This is a genomic window from Brasilonema bromeliae SPC951 (assembly GCF_012912135.1).
GTDB classification, from domain to species: domain Bacteria; phylum Cyanobacteriota; class Cyanobacteriia; order Cyanobacteriales; family Nostocaceae; genus Brasilonema; species Brasilonema bromeliae.
The window spans coordinates 1-23,018 of the sequence record NZ_QMEB01000080.1 but is presented as its reverse complement, the minus strand read 5'-3'; the positions used below and the strand labels follow the sequence as shown (position 1 = coordinate 23,018).

At 42.9% G+C, this 23,018-nt stretch carries 17 protein-coding genes; 7 read left to right on the top strand and 10 right to left on the bottom strand.

What is annotated here, in order from left to right; translation table 11 throughout:
• Window positions 1-58: 58 nt before the first annotated feature.
• The 4 genes from DP116_RS12275 to DP116_RS12260 all read right to left on the bottom strand — a co-directional run bounded on the left by DP116_RS12275 (window position 59) and on the right by DP116_RS12260 (window position 5,273).
• Window positions 59-1,348, bottom strand: a complete 1,290-nt coding sequence (locus DP116_RS12275; RefSeq protein ID WP_169155453.1) for a glucose-1-phosphate adenylyltransferase — start codon at window positions 1,346-1,348, stop codon at window positions 59-61.
• Between the two features lie 362 nt (window positions 1,349-1,710).
• A complete protein-coding gene (locus DP116_RS12270) occupies window positions 1,711-2,016 on the bottom strand; it encodes a hypothetical protein (protein ID WP_169155452.1) in 306 nt (101 codons plus the stop codon).
• Window positions 2,017-2,139: 123 nt separating this feature from the next.
• Window positions 2,140-3,876, bottom strand: coding sequence for a S8 family peptidase (locus DP116_RS12265; RefSeq protein ID WP_169155451.1), 1,737 nt, complete (start codon window positions 3,874-3,876; stop codon window positions 2,140-2,142).
• 1,178 nt (window positions 3,877-5,054) lie between these two features.
• On the bottom strand, window positions 5,055-5,273 hold the full coding sequence (locus tag DP116_RS12260) for a hypothetical protein (RefSeq protein WP_169155450.1): 219 nt from the start codon (window positions 5,271-5,273) through the stop codon (window positions 5,055-5,057).
• Between the two features lie 526 nt (window positions 5,274-5,799).
• Between DP116_RS12260 and uvsE the strand changes: the two genes are divergently transcribed.
• Window positions 5,800-6,765 (top strand): UV DNA damage repair endonuclease UvsE, encoded by a 966-nt coding sequence (gene uvsE, locus DP116_RS12255; protein ID WP_169155449.1) that lies wholly within the window; start codon window positions 5,800-5,802, stop codon window positions 6,763-6,765.
• Here the strand turns inward: uvsE and DP116_RS12250 are convergent.
• On the bottom strand, window positions 6,742-6,984 hold the full coding sequence (locus DP116_RS12250) for a hypothetical protein (RefSeq protein WP_169155448.1): 243 nt from the start codon (window positions 6,982-6,984) through the stop codon (window positions 6,742-6,744). The genes uvsE and DP116_RS12250 overlap by 24 nt on opposite strands.
• 34 nt (window positions 6,985-7,018) lie before the next feature.
• Between DP116_RS12250 and DP116_RS12245 the strand changes: the two genes are divergently transcribed.
• Entirely contained in the window at window positions 7,019-8,617 is a 1,599-nt protein-coding gene (locus tag DP116_RS12245; protein ID WP_169155447.1) for an Hsp70 family protein, read from the top strand.
• A 222-nt stretch (window positions 8,618-8,839) separates the two neighbouring features.
• Here the strand turns inward: DP116_RS12245 and DP116_RS12240 are convergent, their stop codons facing one another.
• Both DP116_RS12240 and DP116_RS12235 read right to left on the bottom strand, forming a co-directional pair.
• On the bottom strand, window positions 8,840-9,352 hold the full coding sequence (locus DP116_RS12240) for a L,D-transpeptidase (protein WP_169155457.1): 513 nt from the start codon (window positions 9,350-9,352) through the stop codon (window positions 8,840-8,842).
• A gap of 188 nt (window positions 9,353-9,540) precedes the next feature.
• Window positions 9,541-10,173: a bifunctional 4-hydroxy-2-oxoglutarate aldolase/2-dehydro-3-deoxy-phosphogluconate aldolase gene (locus DP116_RS12235; protein ID WP_169155446.1), complete on the bottom strand. Its 633-nt coding sequence runs from the start codon at window positions 10,171-10,173 to the stop codon at window positions 9,541-9,543.
• Window positions 10,174-10,520: 347 nt separating this feature from the next.
• Here DP116_RS12235 and DP116_RS12230 point away from each other — a divergent pair, with 347 nt between their 5' ends.
• The 4 genes from DP116_RS12230 (at window position 10,521) to DP116_RS12215 (ending at window position 18,614) form a co-directional block, all read left to right on the top strand.
• Complete coding sequence (locus DP116_RS12230) at window positions 10,521-11,363, top strand: DUF2382 domain-containing protein (protein ID WP_169155445.1); 843 nt, start codon at window positions 10,521-10,523, stop codon at window positions 11,361-11,363.
• A gap of 284 nt (window positions 11,364-11,647) precedes the next feature.
• A complete protein-coding gene (locus tag DP116_RS12225) occupies window positions 11,648-12,556 on the top strand; it encodes a DUF2382 domain-containing protein (RefSeq protein ID WP_169155444.1) in 909 nt (302 codons plus the stop codon).
• A 1,244-nt stretch (window positions 12,557-13,800) separates the two neighbouring features.
• Window positions 13,801-15,153 (top strand): efflux RND transporter periplasmic adaptor subunit, encoded by a 1,353-nt coding sequence (locus DP116_RS12220; protein ID WP_169155443.1) that lies wholly within the window; start codon window positions 13,801-13,803, stop codon window positions 15,151-15,153.
• Window positions 15,154-15,344: 191 nt separating this feature from the next.
• Window positions 15,345-18,614 (top strand): efflux RND transporter permease subunit, encoded by a 3,270-nt coding sequence (locus DP116_RS12215; RefSeq protein WP_169155442.1) that lies wholly within the window; start codon window positions 15,345-15,347, stop codon window positions 18,612-18,614.
• Window positions 18,615-18,659: 45 nt separating this feature from the next.
• On the opposite strand, the gene DP116_RS12210 is transcribed toward DP116_RS12215, so the two are convergent.
• Together DP116_RS12210 and map are read right to left on the bottom strand one after the other, a co-directional pair.
• Complete coding sequence (locus DP116_RS12210; protein WP_169155456.1) at window positions 18,660-19,838, bottom strand: phosphorylase family protein; 1,179 nt, start codon at window positions 19,836-19,838, stop codon at window positions 18,660-18,662.
• Between the two features lie 324 nt (window positions 19,839-20,162).
• Window positions 20,163-20,978: a type I methionyl aminopeptidase gene (gene map / locus DP116_RS12205; RefSeq protein ID WP_169155441.1), complete on the bottom strand. Its 816-nt coding sequence runs from the start codon at window positions 20,976-20,978 to the stop codon at window positions 20,163-20,165.
• A gap of 116 nt (window positions 20,979-21,094) precedes the next feature.
• Here map and DP116_RS12200 point away from each other — a divergent pair, with 116 nt between their 5' ends.
• The gene (locus DP116_RS12200) at window positions 21,095-21,283 is read left to right on the top strand and encodes a ribbon-helix-helix domain-containing protein (RefSeq protein WP_211173227.1); all 189 of its coding nucleotides are present in this window, start codon (window positions 21,095-21,097) and stop codon (window positions 21,281-21,283) included.
• A 416-nt stretch (window positions 21,284-21,699) separates the two neighbouring features.
• Here DP116_RS12200 and DP116_RS12195 read toward each other — a convergent pair whose 3' ends face one another.
• Window positions 21,700-22,362, bottom strand: coding sequence for a cadmium resistance transporter (locus DP116_RS12195; protein ID WP_169155454.1), 663 nt, complete (start codon window positions 22,360-22,362; stop codon window positions 21,700-21,702).
• Between the last annotated feature and the right edge of the window lie 656 nt (window positions 22,363-23,018).

Genomic DNA, 23,018 nt, shown 5'->3' with positions numbered 1-23,018 from the left:
CTTATTCCCTTACCCCCGTGACCCCCCTAATTGTTGACTAATGACTAATGACTAATGACTAAATAATGGTTCCATCGGGAATGATGGCATTTTTTAGCACGACAACGATACCACTTTTGATATAGAATCCTTGATTCTCGCGCTCAGCTTCTTGGACATTATCTTTATTGATAATTTGCACATCACAACCTATGCGAGCATTTTTATCAATGATGGCACGACGAATTGTAGTGTTAGCACCAATGCCTAAAGAAACTCCCTTAGTTTCGCAGTCGGACTGGCGTTCAGCGAAAGGCTGATAGAAATCTGCTCCCATGATTAGGGAATCTTGGATGACGCAGCCAGCTTCAACGCGCGATCGCACTCCCAACACCGAATGTTCAATCCGGCAATTTTTCAGAATGCAACCTTCACTAATCATTGATTCTGTGATTTGGGAATCTAAGATCTTACTGGGAGGTAGGTAACGAGATCGAGTATAAATTGGCGCTTCTTCATCGTAGAAGCTAAACGACGGCTGAGGTTGTTTGGTCAGTGCTAAATTTGCATCATAAAATGCCTCGATTGTTCCGATATCTTCCCAGTATCCATCGTATAAGTAGGCTTGAACGTTGTAATTGTTTGCGGCATCGGGAATAATTTCTTTTCCAAAATCTGTCCGTTCTGAAGCTTCTTTCAACAGCTTAATCAAAACTTCTTTTTTAAACACATAAATCCCCATTGAGGCAATGTGGGGCTGTTCTTGAGCCTGTTCTGGAGTTAATCCCAGTACAGTTGTATCAACGCGCATCCCCTTTAAAGCATCACCTTTGGGTTTTTCGCTGAAATTGATTATCCTACCAGACTCATCAATTTTCACCAAGCCAAAGTCAGAGGCACGGCGTTCATCAATTGGTAGCACTGAGAGAGTTATATCAGCTTCAGTTTCCCTGTGACGGTGTACGAACTGACGGTAGTCCATGCGGTACAAGTGGTCACCAGAAAGAATAAGATATTCATCTACGTCCCACTCTTCTATCAACCACAAGTACTTGCGAACTGCATCAGCTGTACCTTGGAACCAGTTGAGGCTATCTGGGGTTTGCTGTGCAGCTAGAACTTCTACAAAACCCTCTGTGAAGCCAGCAAAGCTGTAGGTACGGGCGATGTGACGATTCAACGAAGCAGAGTTGAATTGAGTCAGAACATAGATTTTAAATATTTCTGAGTTTATACAGTTACTGACTGGAATATCGATCAAACGATATTTCCCAGCCACTGGTACGGCTGGTTTAGCGCGTAATTTGGTGAGTGGATAAAGGCGGGTACCTGCACCCCCTCCAAGGATTATTGCCAAAACTTTTTTCACAAGATTTCTCCCGACTGCCTTTCAACTCTCACCTACAGTTTAGGGCTAGCTGAGACCGCGAATAAAGGGGGGGAGGGAAGATTATGGTATTTATAAAAAATTTTCAAATGACCAACAATCTGGTAAGGGTAAGCAGATAGGTTTTCACAGCTTCAGCACAAATTGTTGTTTTTAACTTCACTAGTATTACTACGGTTTCCGGAATCAAAGCTTAAAAATACAAAACAACTTAAGGTACTGGCAATAATTTTAACTTTACATAATAAAAAAGACGGAGATGTGTTCCCCGTCAGTCGTGAGTTCAAAAGCGCGATGCTCCGGAGCAGTCGTCTTCGGCGCTCGTACTTACATTACTCTTAATGCTATTTAAAAAATTTCATACCGCCTTTAATTTTCTGATTTACCAAATGCAAATTTTGAGACAGCTTAATATATTGCACCCAAGGCTGCTCCGACAACTGAGAAATTGCATTTGGTGATAGGGTTGCGGTGAAAACATCCTTTTCAGGAGTCACATCAGCAACGCCTAAATTTTCTAATACGGCAGTTGTCTCCGTATAATTTGCGTCATTTTGAGTATGAATAAAAACTTTTAAACTAGGCTCTTGTGAGTTATTAACGTCATTGAGCGCTACTGCAAGGGCCGTATCTAGCTTTTGATAATTCATAAAAACCTTCCAGTAAGTCAACAAGGGCAAGCAAAATAGCTTACCCTATTATCAACCTATCAAATTATTAGGTTATCATTACCTATCCTTATACAGACTTAATGCACTTATCTGTACGTCCAACTACAGATTTTGTGCATCAATCAGTCCATAACCCCATTTGCTATCAAAGGTTCCAGGTGGTTTTTTTGGTATGGAACTATTTTTACGTAGCAGTTCTTTAATAGCAACTGGGTCAAGCTTGGGGTTACGCTGCAACAGCAGTGCGACTAAGCCACTGATGAAGGGTGCAGCCATACTCGTACCAGCTAACGCCATGAACTTGGAATTAATGATCATTGAGCGATCAGAATTGGCATTGGAGGAAAGAGTAGAAACAATCATCGCTCCTGGTGCTGCGACATCCGGTTTTTTAGCATCATTCCGCAGAGGTCCTTCACTGCTGAAATCAGAAATTGTATTCAAAGAGAAGCCCATTTCTTCGAGTTTATTGTCTATGTCAGTGTACTTCTCTTTGGTTGTATAAGCAGCAACTGTAATTGCACTGCTGGCACATCCAGGTGAACCAATTTTCACTGAGTCAGCGATACTTTGACCGGTGAATAAGCTTGACCCATCTAATGTCCACACATCCAACCGCACATCTTTGGCTGAAGTGTTTTTGAACCGCAACTGCCAAATTCCACCCTGGACAGGTGGAGTATAATTACCTTTCCCTTTACCGCGAATTTGTACTAAAACGTTATAATCGCCGTTGCCTGGATCGCGTTTTGGTGTTGCAACTTGCACCTGCGAATCTTGTAAGGTGTATTCTTTTATATAGTTGCCATCAGCAATGACTGGTTGGAACGGGGTAACGAAACCGTTGGGACTACGCAAAGACACTTCTAATTGACCTGCACTAGAGTACCAACTGTTTAACGTTGCTATGCTGGCTTGATTTAATGGTACGTTGAAGCGCATGGTATGAGTTTTACCAGGAGGAACAATTGCTTGAGCGTGAATGTTATCGTTGCCCTCGTTACCAGCAGCACAGCAAACTATGCGTCCGGGACCAGTTTCAGAGTCAATAACTTTTGATAGCGAGTCACTTCCATCATGAGGGTCAAAGTGTCCCCCCAAACTCATATTCACAACGGCTGGACGTCCCAATTCTCGGGCGACGCGGAAGATGTAGCGGACAGCATCGGCAATGTGACCTTCATCCAAGTCGCTTTTGACGATGAGCAATTCTGCCTCTGGTGCGACACCACCATAGGTAGCATCCATACCAGCAGCAATTCCAGCAACGTGAGTCCCGTGACCGTTTGTATCTTGGGAAACTGTCAGTAGCGAGCCAGTTAATTCCGCTCCATATTTACCTTCTATCACTCCAGAACCAGACAGTGTTTGGTCCCAGATGCGTAAAATGCGTCCTTTAAAGGCGGGGTGCTTCGGATCAATGCCGCTGTCGATAATACCGATAATCACTCCCTTGCCAGTAAGGTTACTATTTTTCTTTCTAAACTCCGGTATGTGTACTGTGCTTTTGGCAACGTCCATGTGCAATTTAAGTTTGCGCGATGGCTTGATGCGCTCAATAGCAGGGTCATCAGATAAGGCGTCTAAACTTTGTACAGGTAAGAACGCCGTCCGCACGTGTCCTCTATTTTGGTTGACTTCAATACCGTGTTGTGATAAATGACTCAAGTCTGCATTTTCATCACAGTAGATAAAAACGATGCTACGGATTGGCTTGAGATTGTTTTTCGGGGGAACTATACTCAGCATTCTGACCTGCGGAATTAAAGCTTCTTGTCCTTCCCGTTGATAGTCTTCAAATGCTAATAGCAGCCCAGGAGATAGTTTTTGATGTCTCATTTGACGTTTCTTGAATCTATTGAAGTTGAATATCTGCAACATTTTAGCAAGACAAACTGAAGAATTAGGAATTGTGAATAATTTTAGATTTCCCTGATGTTTGGATAATAATTATGGCAGTTATCACTTGGGTAAAATACACATTTTTTTCAGCAATAAGGTGTTACATCCAAATGTAAACTGCTAAAACACTAATGATTTTTCAGAAAATCCTACTTACAGGAATTACCTTATTTACCAAAATCAGGATTTTTCTTTGCAGAGCTTGCGAATCTAATTTATTCATTATTCATGATTGACAAATTCTTCAGCGACTTTAACTAAATACAATGGCAGCGTGAATCTTTACGGAAGAGCTTAAAAAGTTTTTGGAGATTTCATATCAAGTTGCATGATGTTGTAGTAGCTGGCAAAGAGATGGCGAAGAAAGCCGGAAGCCCCCTCGGGGTCTACGTTTCACTTGCAATTGACTTGTGCTATCTGGGAATTGCAACTTGGTCTCACACATGTAGAGACGTTGCATGTGAGGCAGGTGCTAACAGCGGGTTCCCCGACTTGTTCGCGCAGCGTCTCCGCAGGAGTTAGCAACTGCCGTAAGCGCAAGCGCACGCCCAGAGGGCGAACGCGCAGCGTCTCCGCAGGAGATACCCGAAGGGCAACGTCTCTAGCATTGGTTATCGTTATTACAAAGTCTCTTCTCAGTAACTGTATTGTCGTAAAAAGAACTTTATTTCAAATTTCTGCCAAATGCAGTGCGAGCCGGAAAGCTCGCAATATGTTCAGAAAATTGGGATCCTCCCAAGACATCGGGGATTTAGGGGAGTCCCGGATAAATTTTGGTACAAAACGATGCTTCCCAAACATCCTCTAACCTCAACAAAATCCAAATCAAATAACTTAACTCATGTTATTTGGCAAAAGTTAGAACCAGTCGCACAAAACCTTTTCTATTGTCATTAATTCTAGTGACAATAGAAAAAGTCAAAGGTATTGACAAATAAGGTTTTGGCGTATGCGAGCGCAATCGGTAGAAAATGGATTTTGTCGAGATCAGACATTCAACCTTGACTTTTTTTGAGAAAAATCGCACCAATCATGACTAAAGTTCCAGTATCCTATTTTAGTTTTATCGCTGCAAAAGAGTGCATCCCATTCCAAATCAAACATAGAAAATGGAACTATACCCTAGATGTAGGCTTGAGAAACCACCAAGCCACAAGGAAGATTGCAGCTGTAAATAGTTGCGTTAGATCCAAAGCAGACAGATAACCATCGGAAAACGAAGCAATACTGCGATCAGTTATACCAAATAGCCACGACGATATACCAAACACCCAAATTCCATTCTTTATATTTCCGACAAATTGCTTAGACTCTGATGAGTGCCGATTTTTCATGATTTTCGACCTTGGTGAAGAATCTGATGGTTAGAGGATGCACCAGCGGCGGATACCAGCCACTAGTAAATTTCAGGTGTTATTGTTCCCTCAGCTGAAAGTTTTTCTGACTCTGGCTGTTGAGCTTTATATTTCTTTCATATATTTAACAATCTTTAAGGTACTTGACATAACTGCCAAAAGGTACATATCCTCATGTTGTGAGGATAACATAATCTAGATGTACTTTTTGTCAATAGATTTTCCATCCTTCAATGTAAATATTGATTTATTTTTGGATAAATAACTTAATAATCATTAATTTTTCGCTATTAATCTTTGTGTAAACAGATATGCTCGATCAACCTTGTTTTATCGTCTCTACGAAAGAAGCTTTTGGATCCTGAGAAGATCGCAAGCAAGACAAGCGGAAAAAAGATTTTTGCACGTTTAAACTCAACTCTGTAACGGGTGACTTCTGCCTTTGGATACTCATCATTCCTGGGCAGAAATGAGTTAAATCAAGAAAGTGATAGCAATATGTCATATGTCAGCAGTGCGGGAGTCGAAATCCCCATCAGGGGTTGCAATTAACAATTCACCTGCACAGCAGTTGCAAAAAACTGCTGTTGTGCACTTAGGATTGGTTTGCATTACATTTTCCAAAGACGTGCGCTTCCGGACAATAACGCGTAAGCGCTACTTAGAACTCCCAGAGGAACAACGTGAAACTGCCTTAAAAGTCATTTATCGGGAGAACTTACAGCGCTTGGATTTGGCGTTAACTTTCTGTGTGCGCAATTCTATACGGCTTTATCGAATGTCCTCTGGTTTATTCCCGATGAGTGACTTAGAGGATCAAGTCGGCGCAACTGTTCTAGAGAAGATGAGCGCAGATTTAGCCAAAATCGGGCAAAGAGCGCTAAAATTAGGTATCCGAATGGTATTGCACCCAGATCAATACGTCGTCCTCAGTTCTGATTCACCGCAAGTGGTGGCATTAAGTATTAAAATTTTAGATCGACACGCCCGCACGCTAGATTTACTAGGTTTACCGCGTTCTTCTTGGTCGTTAATGAACATTCATGGTGGCAAATCTCAACGTCGGGATCAACTGGTGGATGTTATTTCTGAATTACCAGAAAACATCAAAAGCCGCTTGACTTTGGAAAATGACGAATACGCCTACAGTGCGAGTGAAATTTTAGAAGTTTGTCAACGGGCTGGCATACCATTGGTATTTGATGCTCATCACCATATCTGTCATGAAAGTTTAGACAGTTACGACGATCCAAGTGTTGCCCAAATGTTTTATGCTGCAAGAGAAACTTGGGCTAACCCAGACTGGCAGTTAGTCCACATTTCCAACGGTGAAGAAGCTTTTCGGGATAGAAAACATAGTGAGTTTATTAACGCAATGCCCAGTGTTTACCGAGAAGCGCCTTGGATAGAAGTCGAAGCGAAACACAAGGAAGAGGCGATCGCCCATTTACGCTCTTGGTGGCTGCAATAAATTCCGCTCCCTTGCAACACTAACGAGAGGTGGCAGCATAGCTGCTGCCTCAATATAATCATTGGGAGGCAGCAGCCCACTTTTAGGCATTCCCATGCAGAGCATAGGAACGAGAGAAGCCAGAGAAAAACTAATCGTGCCGACGCCACTACCGCCAAGGCTAGTGTGCTTATGGCAGAAGTCCCCTTGCGGAGGTTTGAGATGAGAAAATAATCTCATGCTTTGCTTCTTTGCGTGAGATGATTAAAAAATTATGGCAATAGCAATAGATTTTGGTACAAGCAACACTGTGATCGCTCGTTGGAATCCTGTTACCCAACAACCAGAAACGCTCAACATACCTGGTTTATCTGTTCAACAAAGTCTCAATCCGCCACTCATTCCTAGCTTGGTTTATGTTGAAGACGCCTCAAAGGGGCAAGTGTTATTGGGTCAACAGGTGCGCGATCGCGGTTTTGACCTCAAAAATGACCCGCGATTTTTCCGCAGCTTTAAACGCGGTATTGGTGCAGACATCCAAGGTTTCTTACCAGAGTTGGATGGACAAATTGTCACTTTTGAGCAGGTAGGACAATTGTTCCTCTCTCAAATCATAGAGCAATTGGCACCACTGCAAGGGGGAATAGATTCTCTGGTGTTAACTGTACCTGTAGATAGCTTTGAGGCTTATCGCCACTGGCTGGGACAAGTTTGCCAAACCCTCAACGTTGAACAGGTGCGGATGCTGGATGAACCAACAGCAGCAGCTTTGGGCTATGGCTTGGCAGACCAAGAAATTCTCTTGGTAATTGACTTTGGCGGCGGAACCTTAGATTTATCTTTGGTGCGGCTAGATCAAACCGTGCAAAGAACTCAAAAGCCCGTAGGGTTTCTTCTCAAGTGGGGTAATAAATCTTTAGCCGAAGACTCAAAACAAAAGGTAAAAACCGCTCGCGTGTTGGCGAAAGCTGGGCAGAATTTGGGTGGGACTGACATTGATAATTGGCTAGTTGATTACTTTGCCAAAACTCAAGGGTTGGTGGTGAGTCCTCTGACAACGCGACTCGCAGAAAGAGTAAAGATTCAACTTTCAACTCAAACCCAAGCAAGCGAAGTTTATTTCAACGATGAGACGTTTGAGAGTTATGAGTTAGATCTCAACCGCGATACTCTAAACACTATCCTTACAGAACACTCATTTTTTGAACGACTTGATGAGTCGATGACTTCTCTGTTGCAGCAAGCACGACGCCAAGGGATAGAAGTTTCAGATATTAACGCTGTTTTACTTGTCGGTGGAACTGTGCAACTTAGCGCAGTACAAACATGGGTTAAGCAGTATTTTGAACCTGAAAAAATTCGTTGTGAGCGTCCTTTTGAAGCTATTGCTCAAGGTGCTTTACAAGTTGCTCAAGGCGTGGAGGTGAAAGATTTTCTCTACCATAGCTATGGTATCCGTTACTGGGACCGTCGCAACAAATGCCATAGCTGGCATCCTATTATTAAAGTTGGTCAGCCTTACCCAATGACTCAGCCAGTAGAATTAGTTTTGGGCGCTTCTGTGGAGAGTCAGCCCAGCGTTGAATTAATTATGGGTGAGTTGGGTGCGGATACGGGCGGTACGGAAGTTTATTTTGATGGCGATCGCCTGATTACTCGCAGTGCAGCCAGCTGTCAAACAAACGTCAAATCCCTTAATGATAAAGATGGGGCAAGATCAATTGCCCAACTGACACCACCAGGGTTTCCGGGGAGCGATCGCATTAAAGTCGGCTTTCAAGTTGATGAACAACGCTTTTTACGAATCACAGTTGAGGACTTGTTGACAAGTGAAACGCTTTTGGAGAATCAAGTTGTGGCACAGTTGAGTTAAATCAGTGAACAGTGAAACTGATAACTGATAACTGATAACTGATAAACATGGCTTTTAGTAAACTTTTATACTAAAGTGTGCATCAGTGACCTCAACCTTATCCCCTCTCCTTAATAAGGAGAGGGGTGCCCGTGAGGGCGGGGTGAGGTATACGTACGAACAAAGGAGAGGGGTGCCCGTGAGGGCGGGGTGAGGTATCACTGCGCACGTATAACCCAGTTCCTACCTTTGCACTACCACAGGCGTTCCTATCGATGCCCAGTTAAACAGCAACTTAGCCTTTTTGGGAGCGACATTTATACAGCCGTGACTTATTGGTGTCCCAAATTTTTTATGCCAGTAAGCACCATGAATTCCATAACTTCCGCTGTAATACATAGTATATGGAACGTCGGGAATGTCATAGTCCTCACCTTGCATTCGGGCAGACTTGTGCTTGGATTGAATTTGAAAAACACCAGTAGGAGTTGGGGTGGATTTCTTACCTGTCGAAATAATAAATGTATAGACAGGTTTGTCACCCTCCCAAGCTGTTAAGCGTTGGCTTGAAAGATCAATTTGAATCCAACGCTGCTGAGATTGTTGTAGCACTACTACTTGTCCTTTAATCGTCTGGCTTTTTGATTGTGCCCAAACCTGATTTGAAGCACTCAAAAAAACGTTTAAAGTCAGTGCCATTCCAGTTATAAAGAGCTTCAAGGGACGCATCGATATAGGAGAAGTTAGACTGTTCATCATAGATACACTCAAATAACAGCCGTTTGGGGAAAGTTTTCGCTTTCTCCTATAATTCCTATTTTATTGCATCAAAATACTGCTGTTTTGTTTAATTTTAGACAAATTGATGCATCAGCTACAATATCCGCCAAAGTTTAGATAAGGAGGCATACTTGAAGTCAGCCCTTTGCAAGGACATAACACGACTAACTCATTTTTTGCATCAAGCTTGCTGCTTTTTGGGCGATCGCCTGCCAGTTTTGTGTATCTACAAACTCTTTGGGAAACAATTGACTACTCAAACCGACTGCGATCGCCCCTGCTTGTAAAAATTCCTTGGCATTTTCTAAAGTCACACCCCCTGTCGGAATCAAGGGAATGTGACCCAAAGGTCCTCGCAAACTTCTGATATAACTGACTCCTCCCACCGCTTCTACAGGAAACACCTTGACACAGCTTGCCCCACAAGACCAAGCAGTCACTATTTCCGTTGGGGAGAGTGCTCCTGGTATAATCGGTACGCCTATATCGACTGCTGCTTGAATCATCACTGGATCAACGTGGGGAGTGAAGAGAAATTGCGCCCCCGCTGCAATTGCTTCCTGCATTTGTTGTAAATTTAGCAGCGTACCAGTTCCAATAGTACAATTAGGTAATTCTACTCTTAGTTGTGTAATAAGTTCAGTCGCACCAGCACTATTCCAGGTAATTTCAATTAATTGTATTCCCCCAGATGCCACAGCCAAAGCCATTTGGCGTGTCAAGGAAACTTCTGGGGCGCGGACAACTGCAATTACCTTATGTTGTTTGAGCTGCGATAGCCAAGCTTGACCAGACATTTTTTTCAAGTTTTATATTTTAGATTAGTAGTTTTCATCACAATAGATTGTAGCTCTCTATCTTTTGAATCTCTAAAGTTATGTCTTAATGATTAGAACATAACTTTTGTATCTTACCATAGACATATTTAGTTTTAATCATAACGAGTTACATTTCGATTATCAGCCTATCTTTGGGAATATATATACAGCTATTTACCCTTTCATCAATAGTCTACTAATTAATGAGTGATGACTAATGACTGATTATTAATTAGATAAATTAAGCCGCCAGCAAGATGACAAAGATTCAATTTGTTCTTAGTTTAAAAAAGGATACACACTTTTCTTAATGTGGTAACAAAATTATGCCTCTCTATAAACTTGCAGACTTTGATCCAAATTATCGAGAAACTTTTGGTGGCGACGATATCAAAGCTTTAGACTTATATACAGAAGGTGGAGTCAGAGTTGGCTCAGTTGCCGATGCGCTAGTTGATGCAGATGGTCGTTTTCGTTATTTAGTTATAGATACTCAATACAATTCTTCTCATAAAAGAATATTGCTACCAATTGGTCTATCCCAGATTGATTATAATCAGCGGCGCGTTTATGTCGATGGGCTGAGCAAAGAGCAAGTGCAAAGTTTGCCTGTGTACAAAGACGACATAACTGTTGATTACGATTATGAAGAGCAGCTACGTAAGACTTATCGTCCAAGCTCTAGTGGTTTGACTTATGATCGCGATACCTACAACTACCAACAGGATCCATCCCTGTACAACTTGAATGACCAGAACCATCAAACTTTCAAACTATACGAAGAGCGGCTGATTGCCAATAAAAGCCGTATCAAGACAGGAGAAGTAACAGTTGGTAAACACATTGAAACAGAAACAGCAAGTGTTTCAGTACCAATTGAAAGAGAACGAGTTGTGATTGAGCGAGTTAATCCTACAAATGCAGGGACAGTAGTAAATCCCAGTGAACTTAAGTTTCAAGAAGGGGAAGTAGCGCGTATAGAAATCTACGAAGAAACCCCTGAGATTCGTAAAGAGGCGTTTGTACGTGAAGAAGTCCGCATCAAAAAAGTAGTTGAGACAGAGACGGTTGAAGCACAAGAAACAATTCGTCGGGAAGAGTTAGATGTTCGGACCCAAGGAGATTTACCCATAGCTCAAACTGATGTAACTCCAAATAACCTTGTTTAAATTGCTTTTTCCAAAACTTTTTGAATAGAGCTGTACTAGAAAATCAGACAGGCAAGAGGAAGAGGAGGAAGACTCATCTTTTGCCTGTCTTTGTTATTTGAAAGTCTTGTTTTAAAAAAAAAGTATAAAAATTAAAAAAAAGCAAGTCAATTCATTACAAAAAAACTATCACTTTGGAATACTAGTAACATCAACTGATTCAGTCGTTAGGGAGATGGAGCACATTAGATAACCTTTTAACATCATAGATAAGAAAGTAAAAAATAGGTTGAGAGGAAATTAACATGGGTTTATATAAAATTGCAGACTTCGACCCAGACTACAAAGATACTTTTCAAGGTAATGACATCAAAGGAATGGGCGTTTACGCAGAAGGAAGCGATGAAAAGGTCGGCACTGTCGGTGATGTTTTAGTTGATGAAGATGGCCATTTCCGCTATTTAGTTGTTGACTTAGGTTTCTGGATTTTTGGCAAGAAAGTCTTATTACCAGTTGGTCGTTCTCGCATCGACTATAACGTTGATCGCGTCTATGCAATTGGAATCACCAGAGAACAAGCCGAAAGATTACCTGAGTACAATGAGCACGACGTTCTTGATTACGACTATGAAGAGCGGGTACGCGGTACATATCGGACTCCTGTAGATACAGCAACTCCTCTGGAATCATCTGCTGCTTTAATAGACCCAACATATTCAGCTGCGACAGCAGGATATCAGCCAACACCTGCAGCGGTCAATCCCACTTACGACCGTAATACATACAAATACGAGCAAGACGCTCCGTTGTTCAATCTGAACGAGCAGGATCATCAAACCCTCAGATTGTATGAAGAACGGCTAGTTGCTAACAAGAGACGCCAGAAAGCTGGGGAAGTAACAGTTGGTAAACACATTGAAACTGAAACTGCACGAGTTGCGGTTCCAGTAGAAAAAGATCGAGTTGTTGTTGAGCGAGTTACTCCAGCAGATGCTGGTAGAGCAGTTGCTCCTGGTGAAGCAACCTTCCGTGAAGGAGAAGTTGCTCGCGTGGAAATTTACGAAGAAACAGCTGAGGTTCGCAAAGAAGCTTTTGTACGTGAAGAAGTCAGAGTCAGGAAAGTGGTAGACCAAGACACGGTTGAGGCTCAAGATACAATTCGTCGTGAAGAACTGGATATAAACGCTCCTGGTCTTCCCGTTGATGAGCGCTAAATCAAATTTTTTACATAAGTGATAGAAGTAGAGACGCGGAATTCCGGGTCTCTACTCATCATTAGTAAAGTCAATGTAATCAAGATTTTTTTTACAGTTATCAGTTATCAGTTTCACTGTTCACCCTTCGGGTATGCGCAAAGCGCACGCCCTCCGGGCTAACGCCAGTCGCCTCTGTCGGGAAAGCCGTCATTCGCGCTGGTCTCACTACGTTGCGCTCGCAATGACAATTTATTATCTGGGTTTGATAAGCTGTTGTGCATTAAAAATGCACAACAGCAAGGCAGAAGGCAGACGGCAGAAGGCAGAAGGGAAGAGGGTTTCAATGATTGACTAAACCAAAATAATATGCAAGTTAAAAGCGTAACAGCTTATAACTTACACATTTGGGATGCTCGCAGGAGAAATAGATCAGCTGTTGCGCGTATATAGCAATCCGCGCAGGAGTTGTAAAAACACCGGGTCGTACATAAACATTTTTGGAAAATCGAGTCTTTGATAGTGAGTCACGAGTTCAAACAATCTTTTGATATAGTTATGACAGATCATTTGTCAAGAGTAAAAAGTCAATAATTGCTTAGGACTTTTGATTCTTGCCGGCTCTCACAAATCAGTATTAACGTTAAGGCGTTACAGCTTGTTTTTGTTTCTTTGAGAATTATTTGAAGCAAAAAGCAAAAACACAAAAGTAGAGTTTATCCAAATAAAAATTTGCAGTCTTTGAACCAGTAGATAGAAAGTGTCATCTGTATAGACAGAGCTTGTTTTCATTTGACTTTTGACTTGTTTTGCTCACTCGTCGTCTTCCTTGTCTTTCTTCGTCACCAAGACGGGGAATCTCTGTTATATATAGAGTTTAACCACCTTTTTGCTATTTAAGCCTGTCGTATTTTCCTTTCAGACGAGATGAGATAGCTGACCTATAGATAGAGTCAATAAAATTTAAAAATAGTTAGAATCAACTTAAGAAAATTTGCATTATTCTAACATAAAAAACAATAGTTCTCGCAAAACTGTAGAAAGTACAGGAGGTGTTTATCTTTAGTAGTCATTTTTATTTAGAGTATTAAATTTAAGAAAATCATTAGAAAATCAAACGACTAGGCTAACCCAAAACAGCCTGATAGGAGCGTGCATAGATGATTAAGTAAGGAAATCAGCAGCGGAAAGTAGCACACAAATTCACACACAGCGAAAGGTAGAAAAATAGAGACTGTTTTTTGAGACAGCCAACATCTAAAAAAATGCAACTCTTAAGAAAGAAGATTTTAATTACTTCTGTACTAAGCATAGGACTACTGACAGCAGGTTGCGGTTCGCTTCCAAATGAATCAGCAGAAGCTGAATCACAGCGTCCTGGAGGTAAGCAACAGGGAGGCGGTGCGGTTCCTGTCGATGCATCGATTGCCCGTACTGGTGTGTTGCGACAAGATCCAGAATATACAGGGACTACCACACCATTCCGTACAGTGTCATTGCGATCGCGCGTAGAAGGAAGCCTTTTGGCATTAAATGTCGATGTAGGTGATGCTGTCAAGCAAGGACAAATCATCGCACAGATAGATGATGCCCTCTTAAGAACTGCTCAAAATCAAGCAGAAGCAGAACTGGCAGCACTCAAGTCAGAAGTCGCACGGGAAAGAGCCAGAGTTAGCAATGCCCGTGCGGAGGTAGAAAAAGCGCGAGCACAACTGGTACAAGCACAAGCAGACTCACAAAGGCAGCAGAAACTTGTGAAAGAGGGGGCGATCGCACAACAAACAGCCGAACAAGCACGCACCGAAGCCCGAACAGCTGCCCAAGCACTTCGTGCTGCACAAGAGCAAGTTCGCACACAACAGCAAGCCCTCGCCGCAGCCCAAGGTAGAGTCGTTGCTCAACAAGCTGTGGTTGCAGAAGCGAAAGAACGCCGTTCTTATGCAAAGCTCACATCCCCGATTACTGGGGCAGTTTTAGAAAAGATGACAGAACCAGGAAATCTTCTCCAACCGGGGAATGAAGCCTTGAGAATAGGTGATTTCAGCCGCGTCAAAGTCGTGGTTCAAGTTTCGGAATTAGAACTGGGGAAAATTCGCTTAGGGCAATCTGTAAAAGTGCAGTTAGATGCTTTCCCTAACCAAACATACACTGGGCAAGTGACACGCATTTCCCCAGCCGCCGATACAACAGCTCGTTTGATACCAGTTGAAGTCGTCATTCCCAACAGGGACGGTAAGATTGGTAGTGGTTTGTTGGCAAGAGTTAATTTTGAAACCCAGACACAAGCGCGAGTCATCATACCTGAGGTAGCACTTCAGGGGACTTCAGGAGACAAGGGGACAAGAGGACAAGGAGACAAGGGGCAATCTGCTTCCTCATCTTCCTCATCTTCTCAATCCCCAGTCTCTAAGCGTCAAGGGACGGTATTTGTTGTGACACAAGCAGGTGATAAAGTAACGGTGACAGCAAGAGCCGTAACGCTTGGAGAAAGGGCTGATGCCAACGTAGAAGTTTTATCTGGCTTGCAACCAGGAGAAAGATTTGTGACTCGTAGTGGCAGACCATTGAAAGATGGCAGTATTGTACGTCTTTCTATTCTTTCTGAGCAAGCATCGTAGAGCAGTATTCAATAGACATCTCCAGAAATTAATTATGCGTTACGTGAAACTCTTGTAGAGAACGCCACATCGCTCAACGCGGGAAAACCGCGCACGCGAGTGGCTCCGTTACATGTAACGTCTCTACATTGTTTTCCAACAGAGGTCTAATATACCGAGACAACAATACTCAGTACTCAGCATTTAGTATCATGCAGCAGGTAAACCAGACTAGCGGATTTAGTATTAGTGCCATTTCAATTCGCCAGCATATAGGCACACTTATGCTCACCGTGGCGGTGATTGTTGTTGGGATATTTTTTCTGACAACGATCCAAGTAGATTTATTACCATCAATTACTTATCCGCGAATTGGTGTGCGGCTGGAAGCACCTGGTATATCACCTGAAGTGGCGGTAGATGAAATCACTAGACCTTTGGAAGAAGCTTTATCAGCTACAGAGAATGTAGTGCAAGTTTTTTCCCGCACTCGTGAGGGACAGGTTAGCCTCGATTTATTTTTCCAGCCAGGAGGCGATATCGATCAAGCTTTAAATGATGCTACTGCTGCTTTTAACCGAGGCAGAGGACAACTGCCAGATACTATTGAAGAACCGCGTATATTTAAATTTGACCCTTCCCAACAACCAATCTACGAATTGGCGCTGACATCTCCTTCTTTACAAGGTAAAGATTTGCGGGTATTTGCAGATGAGGAACTGTCTCGCGAACTCAGTGTTGTCCAAGGAGTTGCTTCTGTTGATATCTCTGGTGCTGCTGAAGAAGAAGTACGGGTGCTTGTTGACTTAAGGCGCTTGCAAGCGTTGGGTGTTGGGTTAACTGATGTACTCAATCAACTCACAGCCCGCAACCAAGATATATCTGGTGGTAGGATTTTAGGGAAAAATTCTGAACCATTAACCCGCACGGTGGGACGCTTCAAAAACGCAGATGAAATCAGCAACCTCTCTTTTCAAGTCTCCTCATCTCCCTCATCCTCCTCATCCCCATCCACCTCATCCACCTCATCTCCTCCTCGCCGCGTTTATCTACGAGACTTCGCTGAAGTCAGTGATGGTACAGAAGAACAGCGAATCTTCGTTTATTTAAACCGTCAGCCAGCGGTGAAAGTTTCAATTCAAAAGCAGCCTGATGCCAATACAATCAACGTTGTAGATGGCGTGAAGAAACGGATTGAGCAATTGCGAGGTTCTGGCTTGATTCGATCTGATATGGTTTTGACCCCTACAACAGATGAATCTCGCTTCATCCGCAATTCGTTGAATGATGTAATTACATCAGCAGTTTCTGGGGCGTTGTTAGCAGCAGCAGCAGTGCTGTTATTTTTGGGATCAATACGGCAAACATTTATTATTAGTTTGGCAATTCCGCTGTGTACTTTGGCGGCGATCGCCTTAATGAAACTATTCGGCTTGACTTTGAATGTGTTCAGTTTAGCAGGTCTTACTTTGGGCATCGGTCAAGCAATTGACACATCAGTCGTCATTTTGGAGAACGTTGCTGAAAAAACAGGCATGACTCCCAATCAGAAGCAGACGGAGAAATTGGCAGATAAGGAAATGGGGAAAAAACCCAATTCAAAATTCTTTATCGAGACTACAATTGCATCTTCCCAAGAAGTCGAATCTGCATTAGTCGCTGCGACTGCTGCCAACTTAGTTTCTGTAGTCCCATTCTTGCTCATTGGCGGCTTTATCTCACTGCTATTTAATGAGATGATTCTGACGATTGGCTTTGCAGTCGCTGCTTCTTTGGTTGTCGCTGTCACAGTCGTACCGATGCTGTGTTCTCGACTTCTGGCAATTCCTTGGTCTAGTCGTATCAGAGAGTTTTGGCTACTGCGCCAGTTTAATCGCCGCTTTGAAGATGCAACAATTTTATACGCTAAGTTGTTAAAGAACGTTATACGTTATCGGATAATAGCCGTCACTATCGTTTTTCTCATTTTAGGCGGTGGCAGTTTGTTTATGGCAGGTCAAATTTCTCAAGAAATCTTACCGCGCATCAATACAGGACAAGCCAATTTAAGAGTGCAGTTTCCTCCAGGTACTCCTTTGGCAACTTCTCAGAAAGTCATGCAGGTTGTGGATGATATCTTGATGAAGCAACCAGAAACTGACTATGTTTTCTCAACCGTAGGTGGTTTTCTCTTTGGTAGCAACACAACAGAAAATCCTTTGCGCGCCAGCAGTACTATCAATCTCAAACCAGATAAAGATGTTGAGAAGTTTGTCCAAAAGGTTAATCAGGAATTTAATAAACTCAATTTAGCAGGAATTTTGCTGCGCTTGAGTCCTGGTCAGGTACGGGGTTTAATCTTGAGTAATACCCCAGCTCAAGGTTCAGAAGTTGATGTTATTCTGCAAGGTAACGATGAACAAAACTTACAGCAAGCAGGTAGACAACTCCTGCAAGCTTTAGAAGAAAAGGCTACACTCGCTAGATTTCGACCAGATGCTGATCCGCGTCAACCAGAAGTACAAATTCGTCCTGACTGGGAAAGAGTTGCAGCTTTGGGACTGACAGCCCAACAAATTGGTGAAACAATTCAAACTGCTATTGAAGGTTCAGTTCCCACGCAAATTCAACGCGGTAACCGCCTAGTTGATGTACGCGTAGAGTTAAATCAAGAAGCAATTGAGCGTCCTTCCCAGTTAGAAGGATTACCGTTATTTACACAAAACAACCAACAAGTCCGCCTTTTAGATGTTGCCCGTATTGAGGAGGGTCAAGCACCAGGAGAGGTTCAGCGAATTAACCAACGTCAAGTTTTCGTGATTGCAGGTAACCTTAGCGAGGGAGCTAGTCTAGGTGACGCTATAGCACAAGTGAATGAAATAGTCAAGGAAATTCAGTTACCTGATGGCGTTACGATTATACCAAGTTCCGCACAGGAAACGAATCAGCAGTTGCAAAACTCATTGAAAACTATGGGTGCGCTAGCGACGTTCTTAATTTTCGTCGTCATGGCTGTGCAATACAACTCGCTGATTGACCCTTTAATCATTATGTTGACTGTACCACTAGCTTTAGCTGGGGGGATTTTTGGACTTTACGTCACTAAAACAGCTATTGGCGCAACGGTGATAGTTGGTGCGGTGCTGCTGGTGGGTATTGTGGTAAACGCGGGAATTCTCATGGTAGAACTGGCTAATCAAATTCGAGAAGAGGAAGGTTGCGATCGCCGCACAGCCATCCTCAAAGCTGCCCCTCAACGTTTGCGTCCGATTATGATGACTACAGTCACGACTATTTTGGGACTGTTTCCGTTAGCTTTGGGTATTGGCGAAGGTTCAGAGTTTTTGCAGCCATTGGGGATTGTCGTGTTTTTTGGGATGGCGATCGCCACACTCTTGACGCTGTTTCTCATCCCCTGTTTTTACATTCTGCTGCACGATCTGCTGGGTGGGAAATGGGCAAAGCCCGTGTTCGGTAGGCTGGGTAAGTTGAGGAAATGGTGAGCCACTCCGTTGCAGTAACCAGCCTTTTGTACAGTCAAATTCCTGCTACAGTAACTCTACCAGCTTCAACACGACACGTGCTTGGTTTTCAGCCGCTACTGCAAAGAAAGTCTGCAGTTGTGCTGCTGCTGACTGCTCACCACCGCCCGCAAGATCCGAGACACTCCGTACTGCAATAAAGGGTACGCGATTGGAAAAAGCTACCATTGCCGAAGCTGTGGTTTCCATATCCGCAACCAGCACCTCAGTATTGTTGTTCTTGTTACCGCGTTCATCGAAGTTTAAATTTGTCGCGACGTATTTGCGATAGGCAGCATTATCGACAAAAGTAGGACCAGTAAGTCCGTTTCCACCCACAATCAGACGAGGAGCGGGATCGAGCGGCGTACTGTTACACTTACCGCTCGTATCGACTGGTGCACAGTTCAGGAGTTCAACATTAATTTGGCGAGCCTTGGCAAACATTTGTGGATCGACGGTAAACCAGAATTTGAGATTCTGATCTGTGTTTGGATTGGTGGGTACACCTGGAAACGGCACTGAGCGGAGTTGCTGTACATTATTTGCATCTAAGAAATACTGGGGTATGTCATCGGAACTGACATTGGTGTTACGTAAAAAGGCATTTTTCGCATCCGGTGCAAAGACTGTCTCGGTATTAGCGAACCCTAGCGATTGTGCGGTTCCGGATATAAAGTTACAGGTTTGAGCTTCCTGTGATGGCTCTTGTAGCGTATAGTTGAGTTGCAATCCGACTGATAAAGCACAGGGAACTGTATCTCGGGTATTGTTGAAATACATTTCTTGATGAAAGCCCCAGCGTTCCGGAATGGTAACCGATCCGATTGGAGTCTCGTTGGGCGTATCTGGATTGTCGTCATTTGCTCCGATACCGCCAATTCCTCCGGCGACTCCACTGAAGATAACATTTGTGATGCGAAATTTATCTAAGGTCAACTGGGTAACCATAGAGGCATTCACAACACTAATATTTGTTAGCAGCACCACCACATTTTTGCCACGCAGCTTCCCTTTGCTGAAGCGATGACCATTGATCACCGTACAGCCGTCGAATCGGTTGGCTCCATTATTCAGTTGCATTTCGCTAACGAGGCGATCCGCTTCCCCAGAAAATGCTGAAATCAGGGCGATTCGTGGTACTTTATCTGCCTGGGCGCTACAAGAACCCTCGATAGCCGCCTGCGTCCTACCGCCCGGTTTCATCACGCTTCCTACACATATACACGACGTAAGCAACAACCTCAGCAAAGTCCTGTATTTTTGCATGATTTTTATCTTTATGTAGTAATTAAAATTACATTTTTCAAGCTTCTCTCAATAAAGAAGAATATACTAAAACAGCAAAGATTTATAATCTATTTTTTTACGTTCTAATTTGAGTCTTGAGGCTCTTGAGGCAGGAGAAGAAAAATCAGTTCTTTTCTCCACCCCTGCTTCTGTTGTCCCTCTTCCTCGGTGCTTGCAAGGGGATAGATACCGACACTACCGAACCGTATTGCCTGACTACCTGCTTGGTTTGACGAATTACTAAACCTTTGTGCGGTCAGTTAAGATTTCGTATCCATTGTCAGTCACAAGCAATGTATGCTCAAACTGAGCAGCTAAAGATTTGTCTAATGTGACTACAGTCCAACGGTCTGATAGCGTACGGGTCTGTTTAGAACCAGCAGTCACAATCGGTTCGATTGTTAATGTCATTCCAGCCCGGAGTTTCACATTTGGCATTTCACGAGTACGAAAGTTGAACACTGAAGGTTCTTCGTGCATGTTGCGACCAATCCCGTGCCCAGTGTAGTTTTCAAGAACACTGAAGCCGTGTGCTTCTACACAGTCTTGAACAGCACCCGCAATATCCATCAGATATGCTCCTGCTTTGACTTGCTCAATTCCCTTGTAGAGTGCCTCTTCCGCAACTTGAATTAACTTTTCTGCTTTTGGGGACACCTTACCCACAGCAATAGTGATACAAGAATCACCGTGAAAGTTCTGATAACAAGCCGCTGTATCAACCTTCAAAACATCTCCAGGTCGAATCACCCGCTTACAACTAGGGATGCCATGCACAGCTTCATGATTAATCGAAGCGCAGATAGAGCCGGGAAATCCGTGGTATCCCTTGAAACTTGGTGTTGCACCCATTTCCCGGATGCGTTTCTCTGCGTAAGCATCTAAGTCACCAGTCGTCATCCCAGGTTGCACTATTTGAGAAATCTCTTTTAGCACAGTTGCAACAATCGAAGCTGCTTGACGCATAATTTCAATTTCACGTTGGGACTTGAGGCTAATACCACGACTTTGCCGTTGAGTAACGGGCTGGGTGAAGAGGTTATCAAGGATATTCATGGTGAGATGTCAACTGAAGGTATGCTGTTGTAGCATAGCATAGCATATGATATAATTATAAAAGCTACAGTAAAATGCTATGGTAAGTACTATCTACGCAATACATAAATTTTGAAATGGGCGGCAAAACTCTATTGTCTGGTGTAACAACGTACATTTCCCCGGAACTGAAAGCAGAGTTGGAGGCATGGGCACAAGAGGAAGAACGCTCTATCTCCTGGCTTCTTGCCAAACTCATCGAAAATAAACTTCAGGAACGACGGCAAAAAGTATCACAAGCGTTGAGTGCGGGCAACCAGGATTAGCTGCGCCAAGCAGGATGCCTCTGTTTGGGAGCATCGCAAATTTGCACAACAAATACTTGACCCGACACACTATTCATGTGCGGCTATGTAAACAAAGGCTGTCTCCGCTGCAAATTTCCAGGTGCAAAATATGTGAGCAAAGCGATCGCCTCCACAGTGTTATGACATTTGATTTTAGGGATAACCGCATTCAATCTGTTTTCATTGTTGTCAATCCAGACAAACTCAAGCAATTGACTGACTTAAATATCAAATATTAATTCAACCCTCTCCGAAATCGCGGAGAGGGTGCCGGAGGCGGGTGAGGTTCTTCGTTTTTATAAGTGTTTATCCAGAAAAAATATCATATCGTTTCCTGTTATATTTGAATGATAAAAAACCGTGGGCTTTGCGCAATTGCCCAACTGAAAAACGGCTCAAGACGGGATAAAAAGTCGATAGCTTTCACTTTTCATCAGAATAGAGAATCCCAGCCAGATTAAGACAAGTGGGAAGACTTTTCGACCATAACGAGCCAGAAGAGGAGCCATCAGAGGATTACGAGTCATGAAGTAAGACAGACAGCACCACACCCCAACTGTGAAATAGCAAACACAAAGTATTACCCCCAAACTTGGGAGATTGCTACTAGCAAATAATGGCACGTAGATGCCAATGTTGTTTCCTCCATTGGCAATAGTCACTGAAGAAACACGGTAAGTTTGGGGATCGCGTAAAGTTTCCAACAGTGATTTCTTATGGGGTCTAGATTTGGCAGGAGAGGGTAAGTCAACTGAGACTGTCTGCAATACAACCTCTTGTTGGTCTTCTCGACTCATGAGATGACTGATACCAATAGCAATCGGAAGCAAGCCCAGCAATCCAATCCATGCTTCTGGAATGACTAAACCACCAAAGAAACCAGGCAAACTTGCAAACACTAATGCAGTGAATCCAAGAAATTCACCCAGAACAATATGCTTAGGACGAAAAGTGCGATTGACTTTTCCGAAGAAAGCTGTCAGGTATAAATTGTCATCAAAAGTGGTTGCAAAAGCCGCAGAGATTCCAATAACTAATGTACTAATTAGCCAAGTCATCATCGTTGTTTACTATTATTCAATACTGTTTTTCCTTGTCCTTCTCTGCTTCTCGAAGTGAGGGCAGTTCAGGAGATTGCTCAATCGTCAATGATATTGGTGATTTTTTTTCTCCGGAAGGTACTTACCTTGACCGCGTATGGCTTCAATATTAAGGGTTTCAACTAAATGAAAGCAAATCTTCTTTTTTTTCAAAACGATAAATAAAAGTGATGAATAACTTAACGATAAAGTGACGACATTTGAAGAGTTGGGTTTTAGTTATTGGCTAGAAGTGAGCTTTATTGAATTCAGAATGCACACTGCTGACTTCAAACAAGCAAATTCGTTTCTATAGCTTACTTCTATTATGCTGAAAGTTGATTGAAAATATTGTATATACTCATTCAACAATGGTATACTGATTATTATGTGAAACTTTTAGCGAGGAAATGTAGGAATAAAACAGTATTTGCGCTTTGAGTGTTTTGCTATTGCATATTGCTGCAACCGTTCGTGTAAGCTTAGAGGAAATCAATCAAAGGCAATACTCCTGCATAGAGTTGTGCAAAGCGTTATGCAACGCCAGCGCTAGCTCTGTTGAGCGGCAATCATTTCGATCCAGGACTTACGCAACTGTCACAGGCGATCGCCACCTATAACTAGACTAATGACAT

What these genes read in the sequence shown, in the direction of transcription:
- uvsE (WP_169155449.1), top strand. Translation starts at nt 5,800, where the DNA reads ATGTCAGCAGTGCGGGAGTCGAAATCCCCATCAGGGGTTGCAATTAAC.
- DP116_RS12270 (WP_169155452.1), bottom strand. Translation starts at nt 2,016, where the DNA reads ATGAATTATCAAAAGCTAGATACGGCCCTTGCAGTAGCGCTCAATGAC.
- DP116_RS12260 (WP_169155450.1), bottom strand. Translation starts at nt 5,273, where the DNA reads ATGAAAAATCGGCACTCATCAGAGTCTAAGCAATTTGTCGGAAATATA.
- DP116_RS12240 (WP_169155457.1), bottom strand. Translation starts at nt 9,352, where the DNA reads ATGAACAGTCTAACTTCTCCTATATCGATGCGTCCCTTGAAGCTCTTT.
- map (WP_169155441.1), bottom strand. Translation starts at nt 20,978, where the DNA reads ATGAATATCCTTGATAACCTCTTCACCCAGCCCGTTACTCAACGGCAA.
- DP116_RS12225 (WP_169155444.1), top strand. Translation starts at nt 11,648, where the DNA reads ATGGGTTTATATAAAATTGCAGACTTCGACCCAGACTACAAAGATACT.
- DP116_RS12265 (WP_169155451.1), bottom strand. Translation starts at nt 3,876, where the DNA reads ATGAGACATCAAAAACTATCTCCTGGGCTGCTATTAGCATTTGAAGAC.
- DP116_RS12215 (WP_169155442.1), top strand. Translation starts at nt 15,345, where the DNA reads ATGCAGCAGGTAAACCAGACTAGCGGATTTAGTATTAGTGCCATTTCA.
- DP116_RS12245 (WP_169155447.1), top strand. Translation starts at nt 7,019, where the DNA reads ATGGCAATAGCAATAGATTTTGGTACAAGCAACACTGTGATCGCTCGT.
- DP116_RS12200 (WP_211173227.1), top strand. Translation starts at nt 21,095, where the DNA reads ATGGGCGGCAAAACTCTATTGTCTGGTGTAACAACGTACATTTCCCCG.
- DP116_RS12210 (WP_169155456.1), bottom strand. Translation starts at nt 19,838, where the DNA reads ATGAAACCGGGCGGTAGGACGCAGGCGGCTATCGAGGGTTCTTGTAGC.
- DP116_RS12250 (WP_169155448.1), bottom strand. Translation starts at nt 6,984, where the DNA reads ATGAGATTATTTTCTCATCTCAAACCTCCGCAAGGGGACTTCTGCCAT.
- DP116_RS12230 (WP_169155445.1), top strand. Translation starts at nt 10,521, where the DNA reads ATGCCTCTCTATAAACTTGCAGACTTTGATCCAAATTATCGAGAAACT.
- DP116_RS12195 (WP_169155454.1), bottom strand. Translation starts at nt 22,362, where the DNA reads ATGACTTGGCTAATTAGTACATTAGTTATTGGAATCTCTGCGGCTTTT.
- DP116_RS12235 (WP_169155446.1), bottom strand. Translation starts at nt 10,173, where the DNA reads ATGTCTGGTCAAGCTTGGCTATCGCAGCTCAAACAACATAAGGTAATT.
- DP116_RS12220 (WP_169155443.1), top strand. Translation starts at nt 13,801, where the DNA reads ATGCAACTCTTAAGAAAGAAGATTTTAATTACTTCTGTACTAAGCATA.